The following is a 20,614-nucleotide window of genomic DNA, read 5'->3' as shown; positions in this document are numbered from 1 at the left end:
GCCGGCTCAGTCCACCGGCCAGGTGTGCACCGGGGCGTTGAGGTGCATGTAGTCGATGTACAGCTGGGTCATCCGGCGCAGCACCTCGTGCCGGCCGGCGTGCGCGGTGGCGTCGAGGTGGTGGAACGTCTCCTTCTGCCACACGGCACCGTTGCGTGCCGTCACACAGCGCTGCTCGATGATGCCGAGCAACGGCTCCCGCCACGCGTCGTCCATGCCGGAGTGTTCGAGGCCTCGGTGCGCCAGCGGCAGCAGCCGCCGCAGGACCAGTTCCGGCACCGGTACCTCGCCCATCCCGGGCCAGTACAGCAGGGCGTCGATGCCGTGCCGGGCGGCGGTGTGCAGGTTGTCCTCGGCGGCCGCGAACGACATCCGCGACCACACCGGCCGGTCCTCCTCCACCAGGGCACGGGTCAGCCCGTAGTAGAAGGCACCGTTGGCGAGGGTGTCGGCCACGGTCGGACCGGCGGGCAGGACCCGGTTCTCCACCCGGATGTGCGGGACGTCGTGCGAGACGGCGTACACCGGACGGTTCCAGCGGTAGATCGTGCCGTTGTGCAGGGTCAGTTCGCCGAGTTCGGGGATGTCCCCGCGGTCCAGCGTCTCCACCGGGTCCTGCTCCTCGCACAGCGGAAGGAGAGCCGGGAAGTAGCGCAGGTTCTCCTCGAAGAGGTCGAAGACGCTGTTGATCCACCGCTCCCCGAACCACACCCGGGGCCGTACGCCCTGCACCTTGATCTCCTCCGGCCGGGTGTCCGTGGCCTGTTCGAACAGCGGGACACGGGTCTCGTGCCACAGCTCCTTGCCGAACAGGAACGGCGAGTTCGCCGCCAGCGCGACCTGCACCCCCGCGATGGCCTGTGCCGCGTTCCAGTAACCGGCGAACTCCTCGGGCGAGACCTGCAGATGGAACTGCGTGCTCGTGCACGCCGCCTCGGGGGTGATGGTGTCGGCGTAGGTGCGCAACCGGTCCACGCCGTCCACCTCGATGCGAAGGTCCTCGCCCCGGGCCGCGAAGATCTGGTCGTTGAGCAGTTGGTAGCGAGGGTTCTCCGACAGGGTCTCCTCGCCGATGTCCTCCTGGCGCAGGGTGGGCAGGATCCCGATGATGATCAGCCGGGTGCCGATCGTCCGGGCCCGCTCGTCGGCGTGGTTCAGTGCGGCGCGGATCTCCGACTCCCACGCGTCGGGGCCGCCAGCCGTCAGCCGCCGGGGCGGCACGTTGATCTCCAGGTTGAACCGGCCCAGCTCGGTGGACCAGGCGGGGTCGGAGATCGCCTTCAGCGCATCGGTGTTGCGCATCGCCGGCTCGGCGTCGTCGCCGACCAGGTTCAGCTCTATCTCCAGGCCGACCTGCGGCCGCTCGGCCTCGAACCGTGACTCGCGCAGCATCTGCGCCAGCGCGTCGAGGCACTTGTGCATCTTGATCCGGTACCGGCGGCGGTCCTCGCGGGTGAAGACGAGCGCCGGGACGTCGCGTCCCATCGGCCCTCCAGGATTCCCCTCGTCGCAGACCTCTCCACCCAGAGTCGCACCATCACGTGGGCCTCACCACGCGCGGCCCCCGGCTGCCCCGCGGCGGGCGACGGTCTCCGCGATGAGTAGGTGCGGTACCCGGGCCACGGGGTCGTGGTGGCTCCCCGCGGCACAGGTTGCGAAGATGGGGCCCATGACCAGCTCGCACGGCGCTCGCCGGCCCACGATCGCCGACGTCGCCGCGGCGGCGTCGGTGTCGCGGACCACGGTGTCCCACGCCCTCAACGGCATCGGCAAGGTCGACCCGCGGACCCGGGAACGCATCAAGAAGATCGCCGCCGAGCTGGGCTACCGGCCCAACCTGCGCGCCCAGCGGCTGCGCCGGGGCCAGGCCAAGGCCATCGCGCTGGCGTCCTCGATGCCGTTCGCAGTGGCCGGCGGTCCCTCGCGGCTCGGCTTCTACATGGAGGTGGCCGCCGCCGCGGCCGAGCGGGCCCTCGTCCACGACTACGCCCTGGTGCTGATCCCGCCCGTGCAGTCCGGGTCGGCGCTGTACTCCGTCGACATCGACGGCGCGATCGTGGTCGAGCCCGAGGCGGACGACGCGGCCGTGGCCCAACTGCGCGAGCGCGGACTGCCGTACGTGGCGCTGGGCCGGCCCACCGCGCCCGACGACGACGCCCCCTACGTGGACCTGCACGGCGGCGGCGTGGTCGAACTCCTCCTGGACCATCTGCGGGAGCAGGGCGCCCGCAGCCCCGCGCTCATCGTCGGCGCGGGCACCCGCCACTCCTCCGTCGACGCCCGCGCGGCCTACGAACGGACCGCCGCCGCGCACGGCTGGCCGCCGATCGTCGCCACCGCCCCGGAGGACGGCGGCGAGCAGGCGGGGTACGACCGCTGCGCCGCGCTGCTCGCGGAGCACCCCGGCACCGACGCGCTGTGCGTGCTCGTCGACGCCTTCGCCGTGGGCGCCGTACGGGCGCTGAGGGAGACGGGACGCCGTATCCCCGACGACGTCATGGTCGTCACCCGGTACGACGGACTGCGCGCCCGCACCTGCGAACCGCCGCTCACCGCGGTCGACTTGCGTCTGGACCGGGCCGCCGCGGACGCGGTGGAGCTGCTGCTCGCCCGGCTGGGCGCGCGACCGGCCACCGGCGCGGCCGACCCGGCGGACACCGAAGGCGAGGTGTCCTCCGGGGAGCCCCGGCTGGTGCCGCGCGCCTCGTCGCTGCGCCACCCGCCGACCGCGACCGGCGGGCCACCCCCGACCATGGGTACGGAGTAGACCAGGTCAGGTCCGCCGGCAGACGCGGACCCGGTCTGTCCGGCAGGGCGGTGTCACGTCCCCGCCATCAGTACCACCCCCGACACCAGGGCGAAGACGAGGACGAGGGCCCGCATCCGCTTCGCGTCGACGCGCCGGTGCACGAGCCGGCTCAGCCAGGCCCCCGCGGCGAGCGCGGGCAGGAGCAGGAGTGCCCAGCCCATGTCGGCCGGACGTCCCCGCCCGGTGACGAACAGCAGGAGGAGTGAGGCGACTTCGCCCACCAGGAAGCAGGCGGCGACCGTCGCCCGCAGCTCGCCCGGCGGCCGGTGCTGGTAGACGAGGGCGAGGGGCGGGCCGCCCACTCCCGTCGCGGTCTCGGTCAGCCCGGTGACGACACCGGCCCCCACGTAGGCTCCGCGCCCGGGTACGAACGACGGCACGACGAGGCTCACCACGGCCGCCAGTACCGTCGCCGCGCCCACGACGGGTCCCAGGGCGCCCGGGGGGATCGCCCAGAGCAGTGCCAGACCCGCCGGCGTCGCGGTCAGCCGCGCCGCCGTGATCCACCGGGCGCCGCGCAGATCGAGACTCTGCCGCTCGCGCCAGGCGACGTACAGATTGAGCGGGATCATCGCGGTCAGCACGAACACGGGCAGCAGCGCCGGGTCGAGCAGGCCGGCGACGGGCGCGACGATCAGCGCGAACCCGAGACCGCTGGCACCCTGCACGAACGCGGCCGCCGCGACCGTCAACGCCAGCACCGCCAGCGTGCCCCCGCTCATCGCCGGCCACCGGGACAGGACGTGGGCTCCGCGGGAGACGGGGTGGGGAGGACGGAGCGGTGGGCATGCTCATGAGGCGACGAAACCGTGGCCCCGTCCCCCGTCGCGAGCGTGGTGGGCGAGGGCGGGGAGGCGTTGGCCGCCGCCGTCCGCTGCCGCGCCGTCACCGACGTCGGGTGGGCCCGCGTCACCCCTGCGCGGCCCACCACGCGTGGCCCCAGTTCGGCGGCCCGTCGGACCAGTGCCGGACCGTCCCAGTCCGGCGGCCAGCCCTGCCACAGGCGCAGCCGGCCGGCGACGAACACGGCGGTGAGCTGGTCGCGGTTGCCGCGCCGGACCAGTTCCCACGGCAGGTCCCAGGAGGGCTGCATCTCCGGTCCGCCGACGTCCACCAGCAGGAAGTCCGCGGCGGCACCGGGCACGATCCGGCCCGTGCGCCGGCCGAGGCCGACCGCGTCCGCGCCGCCCGCCGTGGCCCGCTCCAGCCAGGTCCACCCGGCACCGCAGGAGGAGTCTCCGCTGGTCAGGCCGTAGGTGAGTCGCTGAGCGAACTCTGCCGCGTCCGTGAGCCGGAAGCCGTCCCCGCGTGTCCCGTCGGTGCCGAGCCCGAACCGGACGCCGCGCTCGGCGAAGGTGACCGCGGGGGCCACCGCGTTGCCCTTCCACGCGCTGGCGACCGGGTTGTAGCTCACCGCCGTGCCGCTGTCCGCGAGCAGCGTGACCTCGGCGGGAGTGAGCAGCGTCGCGTGCGCGGCCAGCAGCTGCGGTCCCAGGGCGCCCACATGGTGCAGATACTCCAGGGGCCGCAGCCCGTGCCGGACGAGGGAACGCTCGACGGCGACGAGGTGTTCGTTCACGTGGATCTGTACGACCGCGCCCGCGTCGGCGGCGAGCCGCGCCGTAGCGGCCAGTGTGGGTGCGGTCGCGGCCTCCGGCACGGACACCGCGAGTGAGGGATGCACCAGGTCGTCGGCGTCGTAGCGCGCGAGGTGCTGCTCGGCGGCGGCGAGCACGGCCCGCGGATCCGCGTCGTCGCCGGTGCCGTCCGAGGCGTCGTTGCAGACCAGCCCCAGCACGCAGCGGATGCCCGCGTCACGCGCGGCCGACGCCAGCACGTCCACGTCCACCGCGGCCCGGGTCCCCGCCTCGGCGACCGTCGTGAAGCCGCCCCGCAGGGACTCCAGCGCGGCCAGTTTCGCGGCGACGTACGCCGACTCCTCGTCCAGAGCGCGCTCCAGCGGCACCCACACCCGGCGGAAGATCTCCGACGGTTCCCCGAAGGCGAGGGCACCGCCGAAGCTCTGCGTCAGATGGTGGTGGGTGTCGACGAAGCCCGGCATCAGCACATGTCCGGGCAACCGGACGGGCGTCAGCGACGGGTGCGCACGGACGATCCGCTCGACCGGGCCGGCATCGTGGAACACGCCGTCCCGCACGACCACCGCGTGCAGTTCCAGCGGGCCGTCGGGGGTGAGCGTCACGTCGGGGACCAGCAGCAGCGCGTCATGGCGGAGCCGGTCGGGGGGCAGGCCGGTCATGGTTCTCCGTTGTTCGTCGTTCGGGCGTTCGTCGTGCGAGAGGGGGCCGTGCGGGAGGTCAGGCACGGGTGGCCCGACCCGGCGCCTCGGGCGGCGCGACGGCGCCGGTGGTGTCCGCGGAGTGCCGCCCCAGGTGGTGGAAGAGGACGTTGAGGACGGCGGCGACGAATGCGCCCACGGCGACCCCGCTCTCCAGGAGGATGCGCACGCCGGACGGGAATCCGGCGTACACACCGGGGACGAGGATCGGCAGCAGCCCCAGCGCGAGCGCGACCGCGCAGGTCATCGTGGCCGTGTGGTCCTCCAGCCGGGCCCGGCCGAGCATCTGCACGCCGAGGACGGTGATCACCGCGAAGACGACCATCGCGGCGCCTCCGACCACCGCCGACGGCATCACGCTGATCGCCCGCGCGACGGGTGTCAGAAAGCCGAGGACGACCAGGATGAGGCCGGCGGCGGCCGTGACGTACCTGCTGCGCACGCCGGTGACCCGGACGATGCCGATGTTCTCCCCGCTGGTCACCATCAGCGGCAGCCCGAAGAAGCCGCCGAGCAGGGAGGTCAGGGCGTCCCCGCGGACCGTGCGCGGCACGTCGGTCCGCACGTCGATGTCCTTGCCGACCGCCTCCGCGTTGATGACGGTCTGCCCGGTCGCCTCCGCCATGGACGCGAGGCTGTAGAGCAGCAGCGGCAACGCGGCGAGCAGGTCGAAGACGGGTGCGCCGAACGGCAACGGCCGTGGTACGCCCACGAGTTGGCCCGACAGCGCGGAGCCCAGGTGGGCCTGCCCGAGCGCGAAGGCGAGGGCGGTGCCGGCCGCGAGGCCGAGCAGAACGGCGAGTTGCCGCAGGATCCCGCGCAGCAGCCGGGTGAAGACGACGATCAGGGCGATCGTGGCGAAGGCCGGCCCGAGGCGGGCGGGATCGGCGAAGCCGGGCGTGCCGGGCTGCCCGGTGACCAGCAGCGCGCCGACCTTCACCAGGTTGACCCCGACGATCACGATCATCGTGCCGATGACCAGCGGCGGGAAGAATCTCAGCAGGCGCGCGAACAGGGGCAGTGCCAGGAAGGTGAAGGCGGCGGTGAGCAGTACCGCGCCGGTCGCCGTGCGCAGTCCGTGCTGCTGCGCGATGGACAGGAACAGGATCAACGGGGCTCCGCCCGGCAGCATCACGAACGGCAGCCGTGGCCCGAACTTCCAGGGGCCGAGGGACTGCACGAGCGAGCCGATCCCCGACAGCAGCAGGGCCGCCGAGAGCAGGTCGACGGTGGTGCCCGGGCTGAGCCGGAGGGTGGCGCTCATCAGGAAGATCGCGGAGATCGGGGTCGCCGCCATGACGAGGACGTGCTGCACGCCGAAGAGCAGGATCCGCCCGAGGGGGCGGGACTCGTCCACGGGGTGCACCGCACCGGCGACGTCAGCCGGCGCGGAGGTGGGGTGGTCGGGGGGCAGGGGAGTGGGGTCGGCGGGATGTACGGGACTGGACACGCGCGGGCTCCGTTCGGCTCGCTCGGCTCAGGCCTCGACGATCCGGCCGTGGACGGCGGCCAAATCGATGTGGCCAAATCGATTTGGCCGCCAGTATGGAGCCGGGGATGGGGGTCGGTCAAGGGGCTGGCGGCCACGTCGAGGAGGGGCCGGCCACGTCGAGGAGGCGCCGGGCAAAAGGGACCCCGCGCCGGCGCGGCCCCGGCCCGGAGACGGGGTGCACGGGCGCGGTGGGGCGAGCGGATACCGCGGTTGCGGCTGCGTCGTGATAGGTGTGCCGGAGATCCTGGGGATCAGGCGTTCTTGCGGGCCACGCCGCCGTAGAAGCCGATCTCGGCGGAACGGGGCGAGGGCGGGGCGTCCGGGCGCCAGAACGGGACCTGTGCCAGCCCCGGCTCGACCGGCTCGAAGCCGTCGAAGAACCGCTCGATCTCGGCACGGGAGCGCAGGTTCAGCGAGGCGGTGGCCTTGTGGTAGACGGCCTGGGCGGCCCTGCGGTCGGCGAAGTCGCCCGTGGCGTGCGAGAGCACCAGCAGGCTGCCGGCCGGCAGTGCCTCGCGCAGGGTGGCGACGATCTCGCCGGGCCGCTCCGCGTCCGTGAGGAAGTGCAGGACGGCCACGAGGAGTACGGCGACGGGCTGCTCGAAGTCGATGATCCTGTGGACGTCGGGGTGCTCCAGCACGGACCGTGGGTCGCGCAGGTCGCCGAGGACGATGCTGGTCGTGCCCGAGCGGCTGAGGAGCGCGTTGCCGTGCGCCGCCACGATCGGGTCGTTGTCGACATAGGCGACGCGTACGTCCGGGGCCGCCTCCTGGGCGACCTCGTGCACGTTCGGCGAGGTGGGCAGCCCGGTGCCGATGTCGAGGATCTGCCGCACCCCGCTGCCGACGGCGTACCGGACGGCGCGGTGCAGGAAGGCGCGGTTCGCCCGGACCCCGATGCGCACCTCGGGTGCCGCGGCGGCGAGTTCGTCGCCCGCCAGCTGGTCCACCTCGTAGTGGTCCTTGCCGCCGAGCAGATAGTCGTAGATCCGCGCGGGGTGTGGCTTGCTGGTGTCGATGTGCACGGACTGGACGCCGTCCTGTGTCACGCTGAGCTCCTCTCGGTGACCGTCACGGCCTCGGGCCCCGCACACGGCCGGCCATGGTTTTCCCTGTCAACTGCGGAGTGGGCGCCCGTAGTTCCCGGAGGGGTTCCCAAAGACCGGTGACGCATCAGCGGCCGCGCCAGGCGGTGCGGGGCGGGGCGGGCCGGCCGCCGGGAGGCGCGCCGAGGTGCCCGTGCGGCATGTGCGCGTCACCCGGCCGGACCGGCTCCGCTGGCCTGTGGGCGGCCGGCGTCGGAGGGTCGGTAGCTAGATCGGTGAGTCGAAGTCACGTCCGACCGGTCGTCGAGTCGTCCCCCTGTGTCTGTGACGAGGCGGGCCGGCCCATCGGGGCGGGGAACGGTGAATCCATGCGCTCGGTTCGTTCCCCGCCCCACCCCCTTCCGTCCCGGCTCCGGACCCGGGCCCGACCGCGCCCGGCCCGGATCCCGCCGTACGGCCCCGAGCGGAGCGGTGCCCCGGCGCTCAGTGCCCGTCGGGCATGTCCGCGCGTTGCCTCCCCGGAGCGCGCCGGCCGCCGGAGACGCGTTCTCCGGGTCGGTGACCCGGGAGCGGAAGTCGTCGGCGTCGTCGCTGTCGGCCACGGTCTGCGCCCAGTCGGTGAACCCGCTCATGAACTCCCGGTAGTTGTGGGTGGCGCAGGCGAGGGCGACGAACGAGCCCTCCTTGCCGATCGCCACCAGACCGACGAACCGGTCAACGCCGCGACCCGTACTTGCGCGTCGCTCCGGTCACCGGACGACCGGGCGGCGAGGACGGCTCGCACGGACGGTCCCCGCCCCTTCCAGGCCTCTCGCTCGTGCGCTTGTGCTTCGAAACCGATCGGTTTACGGTGGTGGAAACCGATCGGTTTCCCATGGGGAGATGAACATGACTTCGATCAAGGACTCCGTCGTACTGGTCACCGGCGGCAGCCGTGGCCTGGGCAAGGCGCTGGTGGAGGAGCTGTACGCGCGCGGAGCCGCCAAGGTGTACGCCACGGCTCGCGACCCGCGCACCGTGACCCACCCCGACGCAGAGCCGCTCGCCCTGGAGGTCACCGACCCCGCGTCGGTCGAAGCCGCGGCGGCACGGGCCCAGGACGTCACCATCCTGGTCAACAACGCCGGCGTCTCGCTCGGTGCGAGGTCCTTCCTGGAGGCGCCCCTCGACGACGTACGCCGCGAATTCGAGATCAACTTCTACGGTCCACTGCTGCTCACCCGGTCCTTCGTTCCCGTCATTGAGCGCAACGGCGGCGGACACCTCCTCAACGTCCACTCCGTGCTCTCCTGGCTGGGTGTCGCCGGCTCCTACAGCGCCACCAAGGCCGCCCTGTGGTCCCAGACCAACTCCCTGCGCCTGGAACTGCGTCCGCGCGGCATCGCCGTCACCGGGCTGCACGTCGGCTACATCGACACCGACATGGCCTCGGACGTCGACGCGCCCAAGTCCACTCCGGCGGACGTCGCCGCTCAGGCGCTGGACGGTGTCGAGGCCGGGGCGTACGAGGTGCTGGCGGACGACCTCACCCGGAGCGTGAAGGCGGGGCTCTCCGGAGACCTGGCGGCGCTGTATCCGCAGCTCGCCGAGTAGCGAAACCTCACCGGCCACAGAGCCTCACCGGCCACAGAGCCTCACCGGTCCCAGAACCTCACCGGTCACAGCCGTCACAAGCACCGGCGTTTCGGCCACTCGCCACCACCGCGGAGGCCTTGCACCACTGCGACCGCGCGTTCGACGCCCCCGGATTCACGGGGCCGCTCTTCGTCCGGAAACGCGTGCGTTCGATTCGCCCGCGCCCTCGTTGAGCCTGGCACCGCCGGACCACCCAGGTGCGGTGCCGACCCGAGGGAGGGACGCAGGTGACCGTGACCGACGCCTCGACAGAAGATGCCCCGCCGCCCCCTCCACCGCCGGCTGCGATCACCTACGAGGGCAAGTCCGGCAAGAACCCCCTGGAGGAGGCCAGTTTCCGGAGGATGTGCGGGCGCCTGCCGTCCGTGCTGCGCCGCACGGCGAGCATGGCGTGGTCCGTCGACCGGACCGGTGTCGTCCTGCTCCTCGGCTGCCAGCTCCTCACCGGCGTCGCGGCCGCCGTGGTCCTCGGCTGCACCGCACAGGCCATGACCCACATCCTCGGCGCGGGCCCCGTGTCCGAACGTCTGCGCGGGGCCCTGCCCGCCCTCGCGGTCGTCACGGCCGCTGCGGCGGTCGGCCGGATCAGCAGGGCGCTGGCGGCCTACGCCGACGGGCGGATCACTCCGCGCCTGGTGACCGAGGCCGACGTGGCGCTCGTCTCCGCCGTCTGCCGGGTGGAGGCCTCCGCCCAGGCCGAGGACGGGTTCGCCGACCGGCAGGAGGCCGCCGAGGTCGGGGTCACCCGCACCACCACGATGGTCAAGGACGCGCAGCAGTTCCTGGCCTCGCTCATCCGCATGATCGCCGCCGGCGGGGTGATCACCGCTCTGCACTGGCTGATGCTCCCGCTGTTGCTGTTGGCCGTCCTCCCCGCGGGGCTCGGGGCGGTGCTGTCCGCCCGCGTCGACTACGAGACGCACTACGCCAACGTCGGCGACCGCAACGTACGCGGCATGATGCGCTGGTGGGCCACCTTTTCGCGGCACGGCGACGAGGTCCGCGCGAACGGCATGACCGACTACCTCGTCTACTGGTACCGCGCGCTGTCCGAGCGCATCGACCGGCGCACCCTGACCGCCGCGCCCCGCATGCTCCGTATCGTCCTGGCGACCTCTGCCATCGGCGGTGCGTTCCTGCTCCTCACCTGGGCCGCCCTCGCCTGGCTCGCGATGACCGGGAGGGTCGCGCTGCCCGTCGCCGCGACGGCGGTGGTCGCCGTGCAGGCCACACTCGCCGCACTGTCCCAGTCCGTGCAGTACGGCGCCGCGATGTTCCACACCTCCCTCTACCTCGCCGACATGCGTTCCTTCCTCGACATGGCCGCCGAACGCGCCCCGAAGCGCGGCCAGTTGCCGATCCCCGACCAGGTCGAGGAGATCCGGCTCGAGGAGGTCGTGCACCAGTACCCCGGCAAGGACGAGCCCGCGGTGGACGGCGTCTCGCTCACCCTGCGGCGCGGTGAGATCCTCGCGGTCGTCGGCGAGAACGGCTCCGGCAAGTCCACGCTGACCAAGCTCATCACCGGCATCCTCCTGCCGGACAAGGGACGTGTCCTGTGGGACGGCGTCGACCTCGCCCGCGCACGGCCCGACTCCGTGTGGAGCCGCACCGCGCTCGTCCCGCAGAACTTCGCGTGCTGGCCCTTGCGCGTGCGGGAGAACATCACGCTCGGCCAGCCGCGGACCCACGACGACGGACCGGTGTGGGAGGCCATCGACGCCGTCGGCATGCGTGAGGCGGTCGAGCGGCTTCCGCACGGGCTCGACACCCTGCTCGCCCGCGAGATCTTCGGCGGTGCCGAGCTGTCCGGCGGCCAGTGGCAGCGGCTGGCCTGCGGCCGCGCGCTGTACCGCCGTACCCCGCTGCTCATCCTGGACGAGCCGACGTCCCAGATGGACCCGCGCGGCGAGCACCAGATCTTCCTGGAGATCAAACGCATCGCGTCGCGGCGCATCACCATCGTGGTCACCCACCAGTTGGAGAACACCCGCCTCGCGGACAGGATTCTCGTCCTGCGGGGCGGCCGTGTCATCGAGCAGGGCAGCTACGACGACCTCGTGCGCGCCGACGGCCTCTTCGCCGAACTCGTGGCCCTGGCCAAGGACCGGTGACGCGGCGGAGAGGGGCCAGGGCGGGGGCCGGACCGGGAAGACATGGCCCGAACCGGGGGAAGTGTGGCCCGGACCGACGCGGTGTCGGCCGGGGCCGCCCCGATACGATCATGATCACGCTGACGGAGAAGTCCCGCCCCGGCCCGCCCCGGCGCCGTGGCGTACGGGAGGGGACCACACCGACGAGGGGAACCGCACGATGGAGTACGTCAAGCTGGGCACGAGCGGCCTGGAGGTCTCCCGGCTGGCGCTGGGCTGCATGAGCTACGGCGTCCCCGACCGGGGGCCGCACCCGTGGACCCTGGACGAGGACGCCGCCCGCCCGCTCATCCGCCAGGCGCTGGACGCGGGCATCACGTTCTTCGACACCGCCAACAGCTATTCCGCCGGCACCAGCGAGGAGATCGTCGGCAGGGCGCTCGGGGAGATGGTCCGGCGCGAGGACGTCGTGATCGCCACCAAGGTCTACTTCGCGGTGGACAACGGCGCGGCCCGCAGCGACCGTCCCAACCGTTCGGGGCTGTCCCGCAAGGCGATCATGACCGAGATCGACCACAGCCTGCGCCGCCTCGGCACCGACTACGTCGACCTCTACCAGATCCACCGCTTCGACCCGTACACCCCGGTCGAGGAGACGATGGAGGCGCTGCACGACGTGGTCAGGGCGGGCAAGGCCCGCTACATCGGGGCGAGTTCGATGTACGCCTGGCAATTCGCCAAGCTGCAGCACACCGCCGAGCGGCACGGCTGGACGGCGTTCGTGTCCATGCAGAACCACTACAACCTCCTCTACCGCGAGGAGGAGCGCGAGATGCTGCCGCTCTGCGCGGACCAGGGCGTCGGCGTGCTGCCGTGGAGCCCGCTCGCCCGCGGCCGGCTCACCCGCGACTGGGACGCCGCCAGCGTCCGCAGCGAGACGGACGCCTTCGGCCGGACGCTGTACCAGCCGGAGGACAAGCGGATCGTCGACACCGTCGCCGCGATCGCCGCACGCCGTGGCGTCCCGCGTGCCCAGGTGGCCCTGGCCTGGGTCGCATCCCGCCCGGGCGTCACCGCGCCCATCGTCGGGGCCACCAAGCCCCATCACATCCCGGACGCGCTCGCCGCGCTCGACCTCCGGCTCACCGACGACGAGGTGCGGGAACTCCAGGAGCCGTACGCGCCGAGGGGGATCAGCGGCCACTGAGGCCGACCGCGCGACGCCACCCCGTCGCCCGTCCGGCCCTTCCCTGGACAGACGGGCGGCGGGGTCCTTAGAGTTCTTGTCCAGGAATGGAAAATCAATCCAAGCGCCCGCCGTGCACGGTGCGGGACGCGGACGGCAGAGGAGACCGCCATGGCCGCCGCTCCAGGCGTAACGTTCGACGACGTCCGTGCGGCCGCCGCGCGCATCGAAGGCGTCGCCCACCGCACCCCCGTCCTCACCTCCCGCACCCTGAACGCCCTCGCCGGCGCCGAGGTGTTCATCAAGTGCGAGAACTTCCAGCGGGCCGGCGCCTTCAAGATCCGCGGCGCCTACAACGCGGCCGCCCGGCTCACCCCGGAGCAACTGGCCAAGGGCATCGCCGCCTACTCCTCCGGCAACCACGCCCAGGCCACCGCCCTGGCCGCCCGTGAACTCGGCACCAGCGCCGTCATCCTGATGCCCGAGGACGCCCCTCGCTCCAAGCGCGAGGCGACCGCCGGATACGGTGCCGAGATCGTCACCTACGACCGCTACACCCAGGACCGCACCGCGCTCGGCACGGCGCTGGCCGAGGACCGCGGCCTCGTCCTCATCCCGCCCTACGACCACCCCGACGTCATCGCCGGACAGGGCACCGCGGCCCTCGAACTCCTCGACGAGACCGGCCCGCTCGACGCCCTGGTCGTCCCCGTCGGAGGCGGCGGTCTGATCGCCGGAAGCGCCACCGCCGCCAAGGCCCTGCACCCCGGCATCCGGGTCGTCGGAGTGGAGCCGGAGGAAGGCGACGACACCAAGCGCTCCCTGGAGAGCGGCGCCCGGGTCACCCTGCCCGTGCCCCGGACCATCGCCGACGGGCAGGCCCTGCCCACCCCCGGCGAGATCACCTTCGAGATCAACCGGCGCCTGGTCGACGCCATCGCCCTGGTCAGTGATGCGGACATCGTCGACGCGATGCGCTTCGCCTTCGAACGCCTGAAGATCGTCCTGGAACCCAGCGGCGCCACCGGCCTGGCCGCACTCCTGGCCGGCCGTGTCGACAACCTCCCGGCCCGCGTCGGCATCATCGCCTCCGGCGGCAACATCGACACCCGGCGGTTCACCCAACTCGTCGGCGACTGAAGGGAATTGAGGCACCGCGCAAGCCGAGCCGCCCAGCGGCCGGGCCGGTCGTGACAAGCGCCCACCGGTCCGTGACCGTCGTCGGACCGGTTCGCCCGCATGCCGGCGTCTGCCGGCCGGCCGACGTCACCGGTGGCGAAGGCGCCGCGGACGCGCGGCCGTCCACGTCGCCGGTCCGAGACGCCGCCCGCCGACCGGGTCACCGCAGTCCGACATCACCGACGCACACGCCACATTTCCCCCTATCGCGCTGCAAATTGTGTCTTATTACAGCCATGCACACACCTTCGCGGCGTACTCTGCTCCGTGCCCCGCTCGCTGCCGCCGGCGTGGGACTTCTGCCTGCCCGTCCCGACCTCGTTCTCCGCCCCGACCACCGCCCCGAGGGGACCACACTCGGCGCGCCCGGCTTCGGCCCGCCGGGGCCCGGGGCGTACGTCGACCCGTCGGGTCCGGAAGTCCTGGCCGCCGAGCGGAAACGCGCCTCCGGCGGCACCGTGCGCAGCCTCGGGTTCACCGCCCGCCCGGCCACGCTGGACCTCGGCGGGCGGATCGTCCGCAGCTGGGCCTACGACGACACGCTGCCCGGCCCGGTGGTGCGCGTCACCGCGGGTGACGTCCTGAGTCTCACCCTCGCCAACCGGCTGCCGGCCTCCACCACGCTCCACGCACACGGAGTGCGCCTGCGCAACGACATGGACGGCGTTCCCGCCGTCACGCAGAACGCCGTCCGCCCGGGCGCCGACTTCACCTACCGCTTCACCGTCCCCGACCCGGGCACCTATCTGCTCCACTCCCACGTCGGAGTCCAGCCCGACCGTGCGCTGTACGCCCCGCTCATCGTCGACGACCCCAGGGAGCCCCTCTCCTACGACAAGGAATGGGTCATCGTCCTGGACGACTGGGTCGACGGCGTGGACGGCTCCACCCCGGACCGCGTGCTCGACCAACTCCAGCCCGGCGCGGGCACCTCCATGGCACACGGAGGCATGGCCATGGGGCCCGCGCGCAGCGGCCTGCCGACCGGTCCCTCCCGGGTGCTGCGCACCTCGTACAGCCGCATGCTCAACAGCCCCGGCGGCAGCGTGGCCTATCCGTACTATCTCGTCAACGGCCGGCTGCCGGACAACCCCGCGGTGTTCCGGTGCAGCCCGGGCGACCGTGTCCGGCTGCGCATCATCAACGCGGGCTCCGAGACCGCCTTCCGGGTGGCGCTCGGCGGCCACACCATGACCGTCACGCACACCGACGGCTATCCCGTGGAGCCCGAGGAGACCGACGCCCTCCTCGTCGGCATGGCCGAGCGGTACGACGTCCTGGTCACCGCCGAGGACGGCGTCTTCCCCCTCGTCGCACTCGCCGAGGGCAAGAAGGGCCAGGCCCTCGCCGTGCTGCGCACCGACGGCGGAAGGAGCATCCCCCCGCGCAACGTCCGCCCGGACGAACTGGAGGGGAGGGTCGTACCCGCGCGTCGCCTCGCACCGGACGAGTCCGTGGCGCTGGACGACCGCGACCCCGACCGTGAGCTGCGCATCAGGCTAACCGGCGGCATGCGCAGGTTCGACTGGGGCTTCGACCACCAGCCCTACGACCCGCGCAGGCGCCACCCGGTGCGCGCCGGTGAACGGGTACGGCTCACCCTCATCAACGCCACCGACATGTGGCACCCCCTGCACCTGCACGGCCACACCTTCGCGGTCACCGGCCTGGACGGCGTGGGAACGCGCAAGGACACCGCGCTGGTGCTGCCCCACCGCAAACTCGTCGTCGACTTCGACGCCGACAATCCGGGCCTGTGGATGCTCCACTGCCACAACCAGTACCACTCGGAGAGCGGCATGATGACGGTGCTCGGCTACCTCAGGTGACCGGCTGATCCGAGGCCCAGCGGCCCACCGCCCGGAACGGGCCGCTTCTCCTGCCCGGCGCGGGTGCGCCTTCCCGCGCCGGGCACCTGCGCGCCCACGGGTACGAGGGGCACCGGCCGGAGGTGCCGAGCGGCGGAAAATCGCATGTGCCGCTCAGGGCACGTCAGTTACCGTGAGGGCATGTCGACGCCCCGAATTTCCTAGCTGAGGACCCGCTTCCACGCCAGAAGTGTGTCCTCTTGCTATTTCGGAGCGTTACCCATGATCACCGCCCGTGATGTCGAGCTGCGTGCCGGCGCGCGCCTGCTCCTGACCGGTGTGTCCCTCACCGTCTCCCCCGGGGACCGGATCGGTCTTGTCGGCCGCAACGGCGCCGGCAAGACCACCCTGATGACCGCCCTCGCCGGACGGTCCCGGCCCACCGCCGGCACGATCACGCACACGGGGCCGGTCGGCTTCCTCGCCCAGGACTCCCGTGCCGCCGACCCCGTCACCACCGTCACCGACCGGATCCTGTCCGCCCGTGGCCTCGACACCGCCCTGCGCGACCTGCGCCGGGCCGAGGCGGCGATGGCCGACGCCACCCGTCCCGCGGCACTGGAGCGGGCGATGAACGCCTACGCCCGCGCCGACGCCACCTTCCAGGCGGGCGGCGGCTACGCGGCCGAAGCCGAGGCCGCCCGCGTGGCGGCCGGGCTCGGCCTGCCCGAACGGGTCATGGGGGAGCCCGTCGGCGCCCTGTCCGGCGGACAGAAACGCCGCGTGGAACTCGCCCGCGTCCTGTTCGCCGCAAGCCACGGCACCCTGCTGCTGGACGAGCCCACCAACCATCTCGACAGCGACTCGCTGACCTGGCTGCGCGGCTTCCTCCGGAGCCATCAGGGCGGCCTACTGGTCGTCAGCCACGACATCGCGCTGCTCGCCGACGTCGTCAACCGCGTCTTCCACCTGGACTCCGGACGGGCCGCGATCGACGTCCACAACACCGGCTGGAGCGCGTACACGACCCGACTCGGGACGGAGGAACGACGCCGCACCAGGGAGCGGGCCGGTGTCGAACGCAAGGCGGCCGCCCTGCACGCGCAGGCGGACCGGATGAAGGCCCGCTCCGCCACCGCCACCACGGCCAGGAGCATGGCCCGCCGCGCCGACCGGATGCTGGCCGGGCTGGAACCGGCCCGGCGCACCGAGAGGACCGCACGGATCCGGCTGCCCGAACCCGCCCCCTGCGGGCGGACACCGCTCGGCGCCATCGCCCTGGCCAAGTCCTACGGCGGCCACCGGGTCCTCGACGGCGTCGACCTGGCGGTGGACCGGGGCAGCCGCATGGTCGTGCTCGGTCCCAACGGCGCCGGCAAGACCACCCTGCTGCGGATCCTCGCCGGCGCCGAGCAGCCGGACACCGGACGCGTGGTGCACGGGCACGGGCTGCGCCTCGGCTACTTCGCCCAGGAGCACGACACACTCGACACCGGGCGCACCGTCCTGGAGAACCTGCGCGCGGCCGCACCGCACCTGGACACCGGTGAGGCACGGCGGGTGCTGGGCGCGTTCCTGTTCAGTGGCGACGACGCCGACAAGCGCGCGGGTGTCCTCTCCGGTGGCGAACGGACCCGGCTCGCGCTGGCGGGACTGGTCCACTCGGGGGCGAACGTCCTGCTGCTGGACGAGCCGACCAACAACCTCGACCCGCTCTCCCGCGACGAGGTCCTCGCCGCGGTCGGCTCGTACCCCGGCGCCCTCGTGATGGTCACCCATGACGAGGGCGTCCTCGACGCCCTCCGCCCCGAGCGCGTCCTGTTCCTGCCGGACGCCGACGAGGACCTGTGGAGCGAGGACTACCGTGAACTGGTCCGCAGCGCCTAAGAGCTCGACAGGTTCCACCCGGTCAGAAGTGGGTGCCGCCGTCGACGCGGATCTCCGTGCCGGTGATGAACCTCCCGTCCGCCGAGGCGAGCATGGCGACGACCGACGCCACCGTCTCGGGACCGGCGAAGCCCTCCCCGAGCGCCGGTGACAGCTTGGCGAACAGGGTCATGTCGGCGTCCTCGGGCAGCCCCGGCCCGGTGCTCTGCCCACTGGCGCCGCTGCCGTCGGTCATGCCGGACGAGATGGAGCCGGGCTGGACGGCGGTGAACCGGATGCCGTGCCGGGCGTACTCGGCGGCGAGGGCGTGCGTCATCGACTGGATGCCGCCCTTGCTCGCCGCGTAGGCCGCCATGTAGGGGTGCGCGAACTGGGCCGATGTGGAGCTGAAGTTGACGACCGCCGCGTCCCGGCCCGCCAGCAGCGCCGGTATGGACTCGCGGATGACGAGAAAGGTGCCGACGACGTTGACCTGCAGGATGCGGTTGAACTCCGCAAGGCTCGTCTCGTGGGTGTGCGAGGAGCGCAGGATCCCGGCCGCGTTGACCAGCACGTCCAGTCCGCCGAGCGTGGCGGTCGCGGCGGCGACCCCCTCGCGTACCGAGGTCTCGTCGGCGACGTCCACGACCAGCGTGGTGAGGCGGTCCGCGTGCGCGCCGGCCTTCCCGGCCGTGTCCCTCAGGCCCCGCTCGCTCACGTCCGCGGCCACCACGGTGCCGCCCTCGGCGAGCAGGCGCAGCACGGTGGCCTGGCCGATGCCCGATCCGCCCCCGGTGACGAGCGCGCGGCGGCCTTCGTAGCGGTTCATGTCTTCTCCTCCTGTGCTTCACGTTACGCCTGGGTGGCACATCTTGCCATCACGGCAACATGTGTCACGCACCTCGTCGGGGCCGTACTCTTTCTGGGGTGAGCACCAAGCCGCCCTCCTCCTTGACCGAGCGCCGCAAGGCCGCCACACAGCTCGAGATCGCGCACGCGGCGGCGGAGCTGTTCGCCGCGAGGGGACCGCACGCGACCACGGCCGAGGAGATCGCCCGGCACGCGGGTGTCGCGCTGCGGACCTTCTACCGCTACTTCCGCTCGAAGCAGGACGCGGTGAGTCCGCTGCTCGCCGATGGGGCCGACCGGTGGCGGGCGCTGCTGGAGACGGCGGAGCCGGGCACGGACCTGTCCCGGGCGCTGGAGAGGGCGGTGGAGCAGTCGTTGACGGCACCCGACCGGGAGGCCGCCCGGGCGCTGCTGCGGACCCGAGGGCTGCTGCGGGCGGCGGCCGACGACGCCGCGCTGCGCGCGGTGTGGTACCGCGTCAACCAGGAGTCGGAGGAACGGCTGGTGCCGGTCGTCGCCCGCCTCGCGGACGGACGTCTCGAGGCGGTGCAGGTACGCCTCGTGGCGGCGGCGGCCACGGACGCGATCCGGATCGCGCTGGAGACCTGGGCCGACACGGAGGCCGGGGTCACGGGCGAGTCCGCACCGGCCGCCCTGGCGGTCCACTGCCTGCGTCAACTGGTCGGCGGAATGGGCGCCTTGGCGCCGGACGGCGACAGCCAGGGTTAGCCGGCGGGCGCCTGCCGGGTGGACCGGGGGCCGTGCGGCCCGGCGACGGCGGCCCGTTGTCAGTGGTCGCCCCTACGGTTTGATCAGTGAGGACCTGCCGGAACGGCCGCGGGTCCGCCCTGGGGAGGGGTCTGCCATGACCACGGCGTCCGCGGTGTCGACGACGTATCTGGAGCTGTCGCAGGAGGGCGACGGCGCCCACAAGCTCTACGAGGTGACGGTCGACGGCCAGGTGGTGACGGTGCGGTACGGAAGGATCGGCGCCGCGGGGCAGACCCAGACGACGACCTTCCCGACCGCCGAGAAGGCCAAGGCGGCAGCCGCGAAGAAGGTGGGCGAGAAGGTCCGCAAGGGCTATGCGCCGGCCGTCCAGGGGCAGCGGGCTCCGCGCGCGGTGACCCGGCGTCAGGTCAGCTCGGCCCCGTCCACCGCGCGTGCGGTGGCACCCGTGCTGTGGCGCTTCCGCACCGGCTCCGCCGCCTTCGGCATCCATGTCGACGACGAGCACTGCTGGGTGGGCAATCAGGCCGGCGATGTCTACACCCTGGGCCACGACGGCTCCGTCCTCTCCCGGTTCAGCCTGCCGGACGGAGTGAAGTGCCTGGTCGCCGACGACTTCTGGATTTACGCGGGCTGCGACGACGGCAAGGTCTACGACCTCTCCTCCAAACTGCCCTTCGCCGCCTACGACATCGCCGCCGACGTCGACATCTTCTGGCTGGACATCCACGAGGGCGTCCTGAACGTCTCGGACCGCGCCGGCCGGCTCACCGTCATCGACCACGAGGACGAACACCAGTGGGCCCGCCGCAGCCAGGGCGAACACGCCTGGATGGTCCGCGCCGACGACCAGGCCGTCTACCACGGCCACCACAGGGGCGTCACCGCCTACGCGCCCGACGGCGGCCGCGAGTTGTGGCACACGGGCACCAGCGGCAGCGTGCTGTTCGGCTGGCAGGAGGACGACGCCGTGTACGCGGGCACGGGACACCACGTGGTGCAGCGGCTGGCGAAGGCGACCGGCGCGATCGAGGCGACGTACCGCTGCGACAGCGCGGTCTACTCGTGCGCCACCTCGCCGGGCGGCCGGTTCGTCTTCGCCGGGGACGCCGCGTCGTCCGTCTACTGCTTCGACCAGGACGGCACGCGTCTGTGGAAGCTCGGCACGGGCGGCGGCTCGGCGCTGTCGATGCAGTACCGCGACGAGCGGCTGTACCTGGTGACCACCGACGGTTCGCTGGTGTGCGTGGACGCGAGCGAGACGGCCATCAGCGCGGCCCAGCAGGGCTCGGTGCCGGTGGCGCGGGACGTCAAACTCGCCGCCGCCCTGCCGACCTACGCACCCGCCACCGCCGTGGCCGCGGTGGCCACCGTCGCCCAGGCCCCGGCCGGGGCCGTCGTGGTCGAGTGCGTGCAGGACGGCGGCCGGCTGCGGGTGCACGTGGTGTCCGAGGGCTACGAAACCTCCTGGAACGTCCAGTTCCCGCGCGCGATACGCCAGCCCGGCGCCCGCTACGTCGTGGACGCCCTGCACCCGGCGGCAGGCGGCTTCTACCGCGTCCGCGGCGACATCCGCCGCCTGCTCTGAGACTCCCGCTCCCTTGCCGCTCCGCCTCGGGGGCC

At 72.7% G+C, this 20,614-nt stretch carries 15 protein-coding genes; 9 read left to right on the top strand and 6 right to left on the bottom strand.

Annotation, left to right across the window (positions count from 1 at the left end):
• Window positions 1–6 precede the first annotated feature (6 nt).
• Complete coding sequence (locus ACZ7HQ_RS12315) at window positions 7–1,485, bottom strand: glutamate-cysteine ligase family protein (RefSeq protein ID WP_470987644.1); 1,479 nt, start codon at window positions 1,483–1,485, stop codon at window positions 7–9.
• Window positions 1,486–1,669: 184 nt separating this feature from the next.
• Between ACZ7HQ_RS12315 and ACZ7HQ_RS12310 the strand changes: the two genes are divergently transcribed.
• Window positions 1,670–2,767, top strand: coding sequence for a substrate-binding domain-containing protein (locus ACZ7HQ_RS12310; protein WP_470987641.1), 1,098 nt, complete (start codon window positions 1,670–1,672; stop codon window positions 2,765–2,767).
• Window positions 2,768–2,820: 53 nt separating this feature from the next.
• Here the strand turns inward: ACZ7HQ_RS12310 and ACZ7HQ_RS12305 are convergent, their stop codons facing one another.
• The 4 genes from ACZ7HQ_RS12305 to ACZ7HQ_RS12290 form a co-directional block, all read right to left on the bottom strand.
• Entirely contained in the window at window positions 2,821–3,531 is a 711-nt protein-coding gene (locus tag ACZ7HQ_RS12305; protein ID WP_470987638.1) for a sulfite exporter TauE/SafE family protein, read from the bottom strand.
• Window positions 3,528–5,069, bottom strand: a complete 1,542-nt coding sequence (locus ACZ7HQ_RS12300; RefSeq protein WP_470987635.1) for an amidohydrolase family protein — start codon at window positions 5,067–5,069, stop codon at window positions 3,528–3,530. The genes ACZ7HQ_RS12305 and ACZ7HQ_RS12300 overlap by 4 nt, the downstream gene beginning before the upstream one ends.
• A gap of 58 nt (window positions 5,070–5,127) precedes the next feature.
• A complete protein-coding gene (locus ACZ7HQ_RS12295) occupies window positions 5,128–6,474 on the bottom strand; it encodes a uracil-xanthine permease family protein (RefSeq protein WP_470988907.1) in 1,347 nt (448 codons plus the stop codon).
• A 377-nt stretch (window positions 6,475–6,851) separates the two neighbouring features.
• On the bottom strand, window positions 6,852–7,649 hold the full coding sequence (locus tag ACZ7HQ_RS12290) for an SAM-dependent methyltransferase (protein ID WP_470987632.1): 798 nt from the start codon (window positions 7,647–7,649) through the stop codon (window positions 6,852–6,854).
• Window positions 7,650–8,534: 885 nt separating this feature from the next.
• Between ACZ7HQ_RS12290 and ACZ7HQ_RS12285 the strand changes: the two genes are divergently transcribed.
• From ACZ7HQ_RS12285 to ACZ7HQ_RS12260, 6 genes are all read left to right on the top strand, one after another.
• Complete coding sequence (locus tag ACZ7HQ_RS12285; protein ID WP_470987630.1) at window positions 8,535–9,239, top strand: SDR family oxidoreductase; 705 nt, start codon at window positions 8,535–8,537, stop codon at window positions 9,237–9,239.
• Between the two features lie 275 nt (window positions 9,240–9,514).
• Window positions 9,515–11,395, top strand: a complete 1,881-nt coding sequence (locus ACZ7HQ_RS12280; RefSeq protein WP_470988905.1) for an ATP-binding cassette domain-containing protein — start codon at window positions 9,515–9,517, stop codon at window positions 11,393–11,395.
• A 199-nt stretch (window positions 11,396–11,594) separates the two neighbouring features.
• On the top strand, window positions 11,595–12,581 hold the full coding sequence (locus ACZ7HQ_RS12275; RefSeq protein ID WP_470987628.1) for an aldo/keto reductase: 987 nt from the start codon (window positions 11,595–11,597) through the stop codon (window positions 12,579–12,581).
• 150 nt (window positions 12,582–12,731) lie between these two features.
• Window positions 12,732–13,700, top strand: a complete 969-nt coding sequence (locus ACZ7HQ_RS12270) for a threo-3-hydroxy-L-aspartate ammonia-lyase (protein ID WP_470987626.1) — start codon at window positions 12,732–12,734, stop codon at window positions 13,698–13,700.
• A gap of 275 nt (window positions 13,701–13,975) precedes the next feature.
• Window positions 13,976–15,568, top strand: a complete 1,593-nt coding sequence (locus ACZ7HQ_RS12265; protein ID WP_470987624.1) for a multicopper oxidase family protein — start codon at window positions 13,976–13,978, stop codon at window positions 15,566–15,568.
• Between the two features lie 261 nt (window positions 15,569–15,829).
• The gene (locus ACZ7HQ_RS12260; protein WP_470987622.1) at window positions 15,830–17,434 is read left to right on the top strand and encodes an ABC-F family ATP-binding cassette domain-containing protein; all 1,605 of its coding nucleotides are present in this window, start codon (window positions 15,830–15,832) and stop codon (window positions 17,432–17,434) included.
• A 22-nt stretch (window positions 17,435–17,456) separates the two neighbouring features.
• Here ACZ7HQ_RS12260 and ACZ7HQ_RS12255 read toward each other — a convergent pair whose 3' ends face one another.
• Entirely contained in the window at window positions 17,457–18,242 is a 786-nt protein-coding gene (locus ACZ7HQ_RS12255; protein WP_470987619.1) for an SDR family NAD(P)-dependent oxidoreductase, read from the bottom strand.
• 98 nt (window positions 18,243–18,340) lie between these two features.
• Here ACZ7HQ_RS12255 and ACZ7HQ_RS12250 point away from each other — a divergent pair, with 98 nt between their 5' ends.
• Entirely contained in the window at window positions 18,341–18,991 is a 651-nt protein-coding gene (locus ACZ7HQ_RS12250) for a TetR family transcriptional regulator (protein WP_470987616.1), read from the top strand.
• Window positions 18,992–19,127: 136 nt separating this feature from the next.
• Window positions 19,128–20,579: a WGR domain-containing protein gene (locus ACZ7HQ_RS12245; protein ID WP_470987613.1), complete on the top strand. Its 1,452-nt coding sequence runs from the start codon at window positions 19,128–19,130 to the stop codon at window positions 20,577–20,579.
• The last annotated feature ends 35 nt before the right edge of the window (window positions 20,580–20,614 follow it).

It is taken from the genome of Streptomyces sp. NPDC037290 (assembly GCF_055603245.1).
The sequence above is the reverse complement of the archived record's forward strand: the minus strand, read 5'-3'. Positions and strand labels throughout refer to the sequence as shown.

Bases quoted from the DNA above. Each gene is read 5' to 3' on its own strand.
- ACZ7HQ_RS12315 (WP_470987644.1), bottom strand. From the start codon at position 1,485: ATGGGACGCGACGTCCCGGCGCTCGTCTTCACCCGCGAGGACCGCCGC.
- ACZ7HQ_RS12310 (WP_470987641.1), top strand. From the start codon at position 1,670: ATGACCAGCTCGCACGGCGCTCGCCGGCCCACGATCGCCGACGTCGCC.
- ACZ7HQ_RS12305 (WP_470987638.1), bottom strand. From the start codon at position 3,531: ATGAGCGGGGGCACGCTGGCGGTGCTGGCGTTGACGGTCGCGGCGGCC.
- ACZ7HQ_RS12300 (WP_470987635.1), bottom strand. From the start codon at position 5,069: ATGACCGGCCTGCCCCCCGACCGGCTCCGCCATGACGCGCTGCTGCTG.
- ACZ7HQ_RS12285 (WP_470987630.1), top strand. From the start codon at position 8,535: ATGACTTCGATCAAGGACTCCGTCGTACTGGTCACCGGCGGCAGCCGT.
- ACZ7HQ_RS12275 (WP_470987628.1), top strand. From the start codon at position 11,595: ATGGAGTACGTCAAGCTGGGCACGAGCGGCCTGGAGGTCTCCCGGCTG.
- ACZ7HQ_RS12270 (WP_470987626.1), top strand. From the start codon at position 12,732: ATGGCCGCCGCTCCAGGCGTAACGTTCGACGACGTCCGTGCGGCCGCC.
- ACZ7HQ_RS12265 (WP_470987624.1), top strand. From the start codon at position 13,976: ATGCACACACCTTCGCGGCGTACTCTGCTCCGTGCCCCGCTCGCTGCC.
- ACZ7HQ_RS12260 (WP_470987622.1), top strand. From the start codon at position 15,830: ATGATCACCGCCCGTGATGTCGAGCTGCGTGCCGGCGCGCGCCTGCTC.
- ACZ7HQ_RS12255 (WP_470987619.1), bottom strand. From the start codon at position 18,242: ATGAACCGCTACGAAGGCCGCCGCGCGCTCGTCACCGGGGGCGGATCG.
- ACZ7HQ_RS12245 (WP_470987613.1), top strand. From the start codon at position 19,128: ATGACCACGGCGTCCGCGGTGTCGACGACGTATCTGGAGCTGTCGCAG.